Raw genomic sequence first — 11,589 nt, forward strand, 5'->3', positions numbered from 1 at the left:
GTGATATTAACTGAACTGTGCGCATAAGCTTTAATTTTAATATTACTGCTTGTTTTTATCTTCTTTATTCTCGTGCTGCTCTTTTGACGCCTTGTGTTCGGCATGGGCAAGTGCTATATCGTATTCAAGTTCAGGATCAATGTTTTGTGATTCTACCCGTTTAGCTTTTTCCATCAATTCTTCATGATGTGCCTGCAGCCAGGCCAGTTGTTTTTTACCGTATGAAACCCGGGTAAACAACACAAAAAGAACAGGTACTATAAAAATGGATATGGTTGATGATGCTATCATTCCGCCTAAAACGGTTACGCCTATGGTGTTTCTGGAAGCCGCTCCGGCTCCTGTTGCCAGTGCCAGCGGCAGTACACCAAGGATAAAGGCCAGTGAGGTCATGATAATTGGCCTTAAACGCAGCCTTACCGCCTCAAGTGTTGATTTAATAAGCTCTTCGCCCCTGTCAACCCTGATCTTGGCAAATTCTACAATCAAGATGGCATTTTTAGCCGATAAACCTATCAGCGTGATCAGACCGATCTGCGCGTATACATTATTGGTCAACTGCGGCATGGATGTAAGTGCAACTATGGCCCCAAAAGCGCTGATAGGCACTGCCAGCATTACAGAAAATGGCACCGACCAGCTCTCATACAACGCGGCAAGGAAAAGGAACACGAAAACTATACAAAACAAGAATATGTATATGGTAATTGATCCTGCCTTTATTTCCTCATAACTTAATCCCGAAAACTCATAGGTATATCCGCGTGGTAATGTCTTTGCTGCCAGCGTTTTTAAAGCCTCTAACGATTGACCGCTGCTGTATCCCTCCGGTATAGCGCCATCAACCTCTGCCGAACGGAACAAGTTAAAATGCGAAATAAGCGGAGCTGCTATCGTAGGCTTATATTTGATGATACTCCCCAGCGGTACCATGTTGCCCACCTGGTTACGCACATAGTATTTATTCATATTACCAATCAGCGCCCTGTAAGCGGTATCTGCCTGAATAACTACGTGATACGTACGGTTATATAAGGTAAAGTTGTTTACAAACAAGCTGCCCATATAGGCCTGCATGGTTGAAAACACATCGGAAATATTAACGCCAAGCTTTTGACATTTTTCCCGATCTACCGTAAGCTCAAAACTTGGTGTATGGGCAGAAAAGTAGCTAAATGATGTAGATATAGCCGGTATTTTTTTGGCTTCGGCTACAAACTTCTGAACCGATTTTTCAAACGCGTGTACATCGTCTGTAGAACTACCTACCTCTATTTGCATACTGAAACCGGCGGCCAAGCCTATACCCCTGATGGGCGGTGGTTGAATGACCACCACGTTAGCATTTTTTATTCCGGCCTTGGCAATCCGCTTTTTAATGGCCATTGTTATACCGGCTACCTGGGTTTCAGACGTAGTACGCTCGTCCCAGGGCTTCAGCATACAAAACATGGAACCATTGTTGGAGTTGGCCCCGCCATTTAAAATATTAAAGCCCGATATAGCCGTGTAATGAAGAACGCCAGGGGTTGAACTTACGATCTTCATCAGCTTTTCCATCACCTTTACAGATTGTGTTGTTGATGAGGCTTCCGGCAACTGGTAGGTTACAAAAAGCCGCCCGCCATCTTCAGAGGGTACAAAGCCTGAGGGTTTAGATTTAAACAGCAGAATAGTACCCACACAAATACATACCAGTATAATTACAATGTACCGTGCATTTTTTATGCTCCTTCTTACACCATTGGAGTATTTATAGGTAACCTTGTCAAACCAGGTGTTAAAACGATAGAAAAACTTATCGAGCCAGTTAGATGATTTTTTATTGATATGGCTTGGCCTTAAAAGTAGGGTACATAAGGCCGGTGTTAAAGACAATGCAGTAAATGCCGATATCATTACCGAGATGGCAATCGTAATAGCAAATTGCTGATACAAGCGCCCTACAATGCCCGGAATAAAGCCAACCGGTACAAATACCGAAGCCAGAATAAGCGCGATGGCCACAACCGGCGCCGAAATTTCTTTCATGGCATGATAAGTAGCCTCCTTGGGCGACATCTCCTTTTCATCAATATAATGCTGTACAGCCTCTACCACAATAATGGCATCATCTACCACAATACCTATGGCCAGCACAAAGCCAAACATGGTAAGCGTATTAATGGTAAACCCTAAAGGGATAAAAAAGCAAAAGGTGGATAAAAGGGAAACCGGAATAGCCAGAATTGGGATCAACGATGAGCGCCAGTTTTGAAGGAACAGAAACACTACGATAGCAACCAATCCTAACGCCTTGAGCAAAGTACCGATCACCTCTTCCATTGACACCTTGATAATGGTTACCGATTCATATGGTACGGTATAGTCAACATCGGCGGGGAACGCTTTTTTTAGTTTGGCCAGTTCGGCATATACATTTTCGGCAGTTTGCAATGCGTTACTTCCCGGCGATTGATAAACCTGTATGGTTGAGCACCGGTTGCCATCAGCAAAGGCATTACTTGAGAAAGTAAACTTTCCTAATTCTATCCTCGCTATATCTTTCAAATAAACCAGCTCACCAGTGGATGGGATGGTTTTAACGATCACCTTTTCATACTCCGGCGCTTTATTAAGCATGCCGTTCACCAGTATACCTATCTCATGCGATTGCGAAGATTTTTGGGGTGGCGCTCCTGCCGAACCAGCCGCTACATAAACATTTTGAGCCTCTAAAGCCGCCTGAACATCGGCCGGGGTTATATGGTATGAAGCCATTTTTTCCGGGTTCATCCAAATACGCATACTAAAATTATCCGTACGGGCACTTACATCACCTACCCCGGGCACGCGCAAAATAGCATCCTGTATAAACGTGGATGTATAGTTATCTAAAAAGGTGATATTATGCGTTTTCTTTGGCGAATAAATAGCAATCAACATCAGCTGATCGGGGTTACTTGCCCGCACGGTCAATCCTAATTTACTTACTACCGCCGGCAATATCGGTTTGGCTATGCCTACGCGGTTTTGCACGTTAAGCGCGGCTATCTGCACATTGGTACCTATATTAAAGGTAATGCGCATACCTACACCACCGCTGTTGGTATTGGTACTCTGCATATACTCCATGCCCGGCGTACCATTAACCTGCTCCTCAATAGGTATGGCAACGGTTTGCTCAACGGTTTCGGCATCGGCACCCGTGTATGACCCGTTAACAGATACACTCGGAGGCGAAATATTAGGATACTGATCTACCGATAAATTAAACAGGCAGATAGTGCCCGCGATCATTAATACTATAGATATAACGATTGCAGTTACCGGCCTTTTTATAAATGTATTTGCAATCATATATGATCTGGTTGACTTAGCTCGCGTGATTTTGCGATCTCGTATTCTAATTCAGGGTCGATGTTCTGAGCTTCTACTTTTCTGGCTTTTTCCATCAGCTCTTCATGATGATCTTTGAGGTATTGCAGTTTGGCCTTACCGTATGACAGGCGCGTAATTACTACATACAGCACCGGCACAACAAATATGGCAATGGTTGAAGCCGCGAACATCCCTCCAAGAACGGTGTAACCAATTGTTCTGCGCGATACCGCTCCGGCACCTGTTGCCAAAACCAGCGGCAATACACCTAAAATAAATGCCAGCGATGTCATGATGATCGGTCGTAAACGAAGGCTTACCGCGTCTAAGGTTGATTGCAGCAGATCCTCTCCCCTGTCAACCCGTACTTTGGCAAACTCCACGATCAGGATAGCGTTCTTAGCTGCGAGGCCGATAAGTGTGATGAGACCTATTTGCGCGTAAACGTTGTTGGTCAGATCAGGCACCAGTAATAAGGCTAATATCGCCCCAAAGGCACCAATTGGCACTGCCAATAACACAGAAAACGGTACCGACCAGCTTTCATACAAGGCTGCCAAAAACAGGAATACAAACGTTATGGAGAAGATAAAGATGTAAATAGTAGTTGAACCTGCTTTTTGCTCCTCATAACTTAAACCTGAAAACTCGTAGGTATAGCCCTCTGGCAGTTTTTTAGCAGCCAGCTCCTGCAGCGCGGCTAAGGCCTGGCTGCTGCTGTAGCCTTCGGCGTTTGAACCGTCTATCTCGGCGGTCCTGAAAATATTAAAGTGCGATATCAAAGGCGCAGCCTCTGTTGGCTTATTACTGATCAGCGTTCCAAGCGGTACCATCGTGCCAAACTGATTACGCACATAATATTTATCCATATCAGATACATTGGTACGGAACGCGGTATCAGCCTGCACCACTACGTGAAACGTACGGTTATAGGTAGTAAAATCATTGATATACAAGCTACCCATGTAGGCTTGTATGGTGGTAAATACATCGGCAATGTTAACACCCAGCTTTTCGCACTTTTCACGGTCAACCGTTAAATTAACGTTGGGGGTATGCGCAGTAAAATAGCTATATGCCTTAGCTATACCGGGTGTTTTATTGGCCTCGGTCACAAAGTCATTTACTACCTTTTCAAACTGGTGTACATCATCTGTGGTGCTGCGTTGTTCTATCTGCATGCTGAAACCAACAGTTGTACCTACACCAGGCAAGGGAGATGGCTGTACCACCTGCACATTGGCGTTGTTGATACCGGCATCGGCAATACGTTTTTTGAGTACGCCAATGATTCCCGGCACCTGCTCGCTTGATCTGGTACGGTCATCCCAGGGGGCCAACTGGCAGTAAATAGTACCACTATTAGAATTACTGGCGTTGGTAACCACGTTCAATCCAGATAGCGCCGCGTAATGTGCGACACCTGGAGTTGTACCGATCACGTGCATCAGTTTTGACATCGCGTCAACAGACGCTGCCGTTGATGAAGCCGGAGGTAGCTGAAAGGTTACATACAGGTTACCATCATCTTCAGACGGTATAAAACCTGATGGTTTAGCCTGAAACATGAAGTAGGTACCTATACAAAGGCACAACAACAGGATCAGGATATACCGGGACCCCTGGATGCTCTTTTTTACACCGAAAGTATATTTGGCCGTAACCCTGTCAAACCAGGCATTAAACTTATTGAACCATTTGTTTAAGCCTGTATTTTGTTTGCTCGGGTCAGTTGGTTTTAATAATAAGGTACAAAGCGCCGGAGTTAACGATAATGCTATAAATGCCGATATCATTACCGAGATAGCTATGGTGATAGCAAACTGCTGATACAAGCGCCCTACTATACCCGGAATAAAGCCTACCGGAACAAACACCGCCGCCAAAATAAGCGCGATAGCTACCACCGGCGCCGATATATCTTTCATGGCCTGATAGGTAGCTTCCTTAGGCGACATCTTATCATGATCAATATAATGCTGTACTGCTTCTACCACGATAATGGCATCATCCACCACAATACCAATAGCCAACACAAAGCCAAACATGGTCAGTGTATTGATGGTAAATCCTAAGGGAATAAAGAAGCAGAACGTACCAAAAATAGATACCGGGATAGCCAGCACAGGTATTAACGTAGACCGCCAGTTTTGCAGGAACAGAAATACCACTACGGCTACCAAACCTAATGTTTTCAGCAAGGTTCCAACAACGTCCTGCATGGATACTTTAACCACAGTAACTGACTCAAACGGAACGCTGTACTCTACATCAGCCGGGAAGGTTTGTTTTAACTTGGCCAGCGCATCGTAAATACCTTTAGCGGTTTCCAGCGCGTTACTACCTGGCGCCTGGTAAATTTGCAGGTACGATGCCCTGTGACCATCAACAAATGAATTACTGGAAAAGGTAAACTTACCCAACTCAACACGTGCAACATCCTTCAGGTAAACCAATGCCCCGGTTGACGGGATGGTTTTAACAATAATATTTTCAAACTCCGATGCCTTGCTCAGCCTTCCGTTCACCAGGATACCCAACTCATAGGTTTGACTTGATGATTGCGGAGGTACCCCTGCCGTTCCGGCCGCAACCTGAACGTTTTGGGCGTTAAGGGCCGCAATAACATCAGAAGGTGTTAAACTGTACGATGCCATCTTCTGCGGATTCATCCAGATGCGCATACTGAAATCATCAGTAAACCTGTTAATGGTTCCTACGCCCGGCACACGCGATAAAGCATCCTGAATAAAAATATTGGTGTAGTTATCTAAAAAGGTAACGTTATGCGTGTTTTTGGGTGCATATATGGCCACCATCATGAGCATACTGGGGTTTACAGCCCTAACGGTTAAACCTAAACGGCTCACTACCGCCGGTAATAATGGCGTGGCTATACTCACCCGGTTTTGTACGTCCAACGCAGCTACATCAATATCGGTACCTATTTTAAAGGTTACGTTCATTTGCATCAGTCCGTTATTGGTACTGTTACTTTGCATGTATTCCATGCCCGGGGTACCGTTTACCTGCTCCTCTATGGGCGTGGCTACGGTTTGTTCAACCGTTTGCGCGTCGGCACCGGTAAACTGACCGTTTACCTGCACTATAGGCGGGGTAATATCCGGATACTGGTCTATAGGTAACAGCAGTATACATACCGTACCGGTAATAACCAGTACAATAGATATAACTATGGCTGTTATAGGTCTTTTAATGAAGGTATTAGCAATCATACAATAGTCGTTTCGTTAAGCACAGCTTATAGAAAGCTGTAAGCATCATTTATCCGCGGCCGCCTTTACCGCCTGCAGATGGGCCTATTTTGTTGGCTGTTGTAATTTGTGAGCCATCATGCAATAATTGCACACCATCGGTTATAATTCGGTCGCCCGGATTAACCCCTGTTTTTATAATGATATTGCCGCCAATGGTTTGGCCAACCTGCACCTTTTTCTGCATGGCCAAAAGCTCACGTTTGTGTTTGCCGGTATCTGTTTTAGCCTGGGGATTATCAATCACGGTATCCTTAGCGACAAACACAAAATACTCGCCCATTTGCTCCACAACAGCTTTATTAGGCAGCACCATTTGCGGGGTAGTTTCTTCGTTATGAACCCTTACCACGCAGCTCATACCTACCCTCATGAAGTTTTTAGGATTTGGGAATACCAACCTTATTTTGATGGCTCCGGTTTGCGCGTCAACCGCACGGTCAATCACCGAAATTTTACCGGTGTATGGATACAGCGAATTATCAGGCAGTAAAACCGTAAATAACGAATCGGTTTGTTGTTTACTGTCTTGAAGTTTTTCAAAATGCGGCAGCTGTTTTTCGTTCACTATAAAATCAACACCGATCGGGCCGTCTGTGGAAATGGTATTCAACACTGTTGTACCTACATTAACCACATCGCCCAACTTTACCATACTAAAGCCTATGGTTCCGTCAAAAGGCGCGGTTACTATAGCGTATTGTAAATTGGTTTTAGCTGTTTTAACAGCCTGCTGGGCCGACTTAACAGCACTTTGCGCGTTTTGCAGGGCAATAATGGCATGGTCGTACTGTTGTTTAGCAACCGCGTTATATTTGTTCAGATACTCATATCTGTCGGCATCCTGCTGAGCCTGTACCAGGTTACCTTCAGATACTTTTTGATTAGCCACAGCCGCATCATAATTATCACGATAAATGCGCTCATCTATCTCATATAGTTTTTGTCCTTTTTTAACGTGCGTACCTTCGGTAAAAAATATACCGGTAATAGCACCCTGTATCTGCGGCAATAAGCTTACCTGGCTTAACGCGGCGGTGGTTGCCGGGTATTTATCAAAGTATAAAACGTTTTGGGTTTTTAATTTTAATAAATTAACAGGCACCTCAGTAACTACTGGTGGTTGCTTTTTTTTACAGGCTGTTATGGCCACGCAGCTTATTAAAATGGTATTTAAGATTACTCTGTTCATAGAGACATGTTTAGAATATTAATAAGAGATGCTTCCCATAGCTTTTTGCAGGTCAACTTTGCTTGAAAGCACCTGGAACAAAGCGTTCAAATAGCTTATTTCGGAAGTAATTAAATTTGATTCGGCAGTTATTACATTTAAGTATGGTACAATACCTTGCTTGTATTGCAGGTTAACTACAAAGTAAACCCGCTTGGCCATAGCCACATTTTTTTGCAGTAGCTGTAGGTTAAAGAAATTACCTTTATAGTTAGCGAGGGCGGTAGTATATTCTTTATCAATCTGTAATTTCAGATCGGTTTCGTCCCAGCTTATCAGTTGTTCCTGTAATTTGGCTTTTTGCAAATTATGTATCCTTGAAAAGCCTGTAAAAATGGGTATGCTGAACGATAGACCTACCAAAGAGCTTGGGTACGAGTTTGACAGCAGGTTAGAAAACTTATTGTTATCATAAGCCAGATTATAATTATAAAAAGCTGATAAAGTAGGCAGATACGATGTACGGTAATAGCCTACAAGTTTTGATTGCAGATCTTTATTGGTTTTAACCTGTTGATACTCGATACGCTTTTCATACTGCAACTGCTGCGTGGTATCTATATAAATACCTTTGATCATTTGAACAGTATCAAAGCTTACATTAAACTCTTTTTCGGACTGAAAACCCATCAACTGCTTCAAAGCTGCATATTGCGGAACAACGTTCTCATTGGCTTGCTTTAACTGGGCAGTTGAATTATTCAGAGTGATGGCAGCCTGCTCATAATCAGTTTCATCAACAATGCCACCTTTATATTGGTGATACGCATCCCTCAGATTTCTTCCTAAACGGGCGGTATCTTCCTTAAGCACATTAATTTGCTCCAGCGTAAGCAGCACATTGTAAAATGATTTACTTACTGCCGATACCAGGAATATTTTAGAGCTATCGGTAACCTGCTGCGCCTGTTTTAAAAATAACGGGGCGCTTTTTGCCGCATATAGAAGGCTTGGATTAAACAATGCCTGTGATACCGATACACCGGGGATAAAGGTATTGGCATATTGTCCTCGTGGTGTAACTCCGGCACCTCCGGGACTAACTGCTCCGCCGGGTAATGTAGTATTTGAACTGGCGCTTGATTGCTGAATATAGTGGAGCAAATTACCTGAGGCATTGGCCTGGGGCAACCAGCCTGCTAAACTGATAGAGTTGGTGGCTTTGGTGATCGACTCATTGATTAAAGCCTTGTTTAATGCAGGCTGATGCTGCACGGCATAATCAATACACTGCTGTAATGTTAAAGAAGTATCATTACCGTTACTGCGCGGGTTTAATGGAATAATAAGATTATTTTTCCCGGTATCGGGCTGGGTAACGGGTGATAAATCAGTTTTTTTACTTTGGGCCTGTGTTATTAAAGGCGAACAAAATAAAAGAGAAATAAATAAAAAAACGGGTCTGGTATCCATACTAAATATATTCTGCACCCTCAAAATAAGGGCGACCATTAGTTCAAAAACTAATAAGGTTTTTTAAATAAAATATTCGTCCGGAGTGTTTCAAAAAAATTGAGAAACCCCGGTCGTTTTAGCAGGATGAGCGAAGGTGATAAAATCATTTATTATTCCAGGTAACATTTCTGTTAACAGCCTCAACCATAAATCAACCGAACAATATTGTTACACTATCATCTACAGATTAACTAATTTTTGCTGAACCGACCAATAGTTTATCAAACCGATCAATGGTATCCGGGGCAAAGCAACCAATGTAAATATTTGCACGTATTTATTATTGAGAACGCTTTGCGAATAGGTAAACCATGATCATAAAAACAGGCAAAAAGCTATATCAAAAAGCTAAATATTTATATACCGACACATGCCATATGTTGGGGCTAAATAATAGCTTTTACAATAAAGCCAGGGGAAACCGTATTTTAATATATCATGGTATTTGCAAACAGGACCATACCCGTTTTAATCCCATATTTTTAAAGCTAAAAACCTTTGAGGCGCATCTTAAATTTTACAAAAAACACTTTAATGTAATTTCCCTGGATGATTATTACCAGCAACGTTTCAGCAATAATAAGTTCAACATTTGCATTACTTTTGACGATGGGTTTGCCAACAACTATCATTATGTATTACCTCTCTTAGAAAAATATCAGCTTCCCGCAACCTTTTTTATTACCGCTATCAATGAAGCTGGTTACGACGTGCTGTGGAATGATTTTTTAGGTATTATAAGCAAATATGGCCCCGCTACGCTGCTTTATAAAAATGAGCTTTACAAAAAAGGGCTTTACGATAAATATATCCATATCAAAAACGGCATTAGCCTCATAGAAAAACTACGGTCGGTTGGGTTTGAGGAGAAAGCCGAAATGATGGAGCTACTATATCCGCTGGTACCGTTTAAGAATAATAAAAATAATGACGACTACTGGATGCAAATGACGGGCCAGCAAATTAAGGCGCTATCGGCTTCGCCATATGCCAGTATCGGGGCACATGGTTATTACCATAACGACCTGGCACGGATAAATATTAATCACGCCTGTATTGAAATGGTACAAACCAAAAAATACCTGGAGCGTATTACGGGCAATGAAGTAAATAGTTTTGCCTTTCCTTATGGCAGTTATAACCATGAGGTGGTTCAAAAAGCTAAAGAAGCTGGTTATGAGCAATTGTTAGCTATGGATTTTCATTTTGAAGAAGACCATACAGATCCTACCCTGCGCGAGCGTTTCACCGTTAATCCATTTATATCTACTATTAACCAGCAATATGCTACCATCAATAAAAGATATGAATAGCCAGGTACAAACAGCGGAATATACTGTTGAGCGACTGAGCTCAGATAACATTAAGGATGTTGCTGTACTGCATAATATGGTCTATAACAGAAAGCAACCTGAAGTCTTTTTCCAGAAAAAATATGATACTGTATATACAGGTGCAGCATATATCGGTTACGTTGCTTACAATGCCAGCCGCTTTCCTATAGCTTATTATGGCGTGATCCCAACCCTACTAAGTTATAACGGCGAAACCATACTCGCGGCCCAATCTGCCGATACCATGACCCATCCACAATTCAGATATGCGGGATTGTTTACCGCCCTGGCCAAACAAACTTTTGATCTATGCATTGCCGAAGGTATTCAGTTAGTTTTCGGCTTTCCTAATCAAAACTCGCTTCCCGGTTTTATAGGTAAATTAAACTGGCAGCTAACGGAGCATATGGATTGTTTTATTATTCCGGTACAGGGAGGATTACCTTTAGAAAAGCTTGCAAATAAATTTTCTTTTTTAAAACCCATGTATAATTGGTACAGTAACCGGTTGTTAAACAAATTTTCAGTTTCACAACCGGATGTTGCCAATTCTGTATTATCGGATAATTACAACGGAGTGCTTCGCGATGAAGGTTATCTGCATTATAAAAGCTATTCAACAACCCGTGTTATACAAATAAATCAAAGTAAATTATGGATTAAGCTACAACATGGCCTTACCATTGGTGATGCGGAAATAACAAAAACTGATTTTGATACTACCATGAATCAGCTCATGAAGTTGGCACGTAAACTTGGTATAACACAAATTCAATTTCATACCAGTCCGCATACCTCACTGCATGCTTTATTTGCTGAACGTTATCAGCCGGTGACTTCTTTTCCCATTATTTTTAAGGATCTGAGCTCTGGTTTGCAATTAAAAAGCATCAAATTCACCTTTGCCGATATTGATGTTTTTTGATTATGTGGA

Annotated in this window: 6 protein-coding genes; 2 read left to right on the forward strand and 4 right to left on the reverse strand. The window is 42.5% G+C overall.

The window, feature by feature from the left end; all coding sequences use genetic code 11:
• Window positions 1-42: 42 nt before the first annotated feature.
• Genes AAGC65_RS00845 through AAGC65_RS00860 form a run of 4 tightly spaced genes read right to left on the reverse strand, consistent with a single transcriptional unit; the run spans window position 43 to window position 9,279 of the window.
• Window positions 43-3,339 (reverse strand): efflux RND transporter permease subunit, encoded by a 3,297-nt coding sequence (locus AAGC65_RS00845; protein WP_343110505.1) that lies wholly within the window; start codon window positions 3,337-3,339, stop codon window positions 43-45.
• Window positions 3,336-6,596 (reverse strand): efflux RND transporter permease subunit, encoded by a 3,261-nt coding sequence (locus AAGC65_RS00850; RefSeq protein WP_343110506.1) that lies wholly within the window; start codon window positions 6,594-6,596, stop codon window positions 3,336-3,338. Before AAGC65_RS00850 ends, AAGC65_RS00845 begins: the two co-directional genes overlap by 4 nt.
• A gap of 49 nt (window positions 6,597-6,645) precedes the next feature.
• Window positions 6,646-7,827, reverse strand: a complete 1,182-nt coding sequence (locus tag AAGC65_RS00855) for an efflux RND transporter periplasmic adaptor subunit (RefSeq protein WP_343110507.1) — start codon at window positions 7,825-7,827, stop codon at window positions 6,646-6,648.
• An 18-nt stretch (window positions 7,828-7,845) separates the two neighbouring features.
• Complete coding sequence (locus AAGC65_RS00860) at window positions 7,846-9,279, reverse strand: TolC family protein (protein ID WP_343110508.1); 1,434 nt, start codon at window positions 9,277-9,279, stop codon at window positions 7,846-7,848.
• Between the two features lie 353 nt (window positions 9,280-9,632).
• Between AAGC65_RS00860 and AAGC65_RS00865 the strand changes: the two genes are divergently transcribed.
• Together AAGC65_RS00865 and AAGC65_RS00870 are read left to right on the forward strand one after the other, a co-directional pair.
• The gene (locus AAGC65_RS00865; RefSeq protein ID WP_343110509.1) at window positions 9,633-10,634 is read left to right on the forward strand and encodes a polysaccharide deacetylase family protein; all 1,002 of its coding nucleotides are present in this window, start codon (window positions 9,633-9,635) and stop codon (window positions 10,632-10,634) included.
• Window positions 10,606-11,580 carry a GNAT family N-acetyltransferase gene (locus AAGC65_RS00870; RefSeq protein ID WP_343110510.1) on the forward strand — a complete coding sequence of 325 codons (975 nt, stop codon included), beginning with the start codon at window positions 10,606-10,608 and terminating at the stop codon, window positions 11,578-11,580. The genes AAGC65_RS00865 and AAGC65_RS00870 overlap by 29 nt, the downstream gene beginning before the upstream one ends.
• Window positions 11,581-11,589: the final 9 nt, after the last annotated feature.

Source organism: Mucilaginibacter sp., from assembly GCF_039207105.1.
In the GTDB taxonomy this organism is placed as follows: Bacteria; Bacteroidota; Bacteroidia; order Sphingobacteriales; family Sphingobacteriaceae; genus Mucilaginibacter.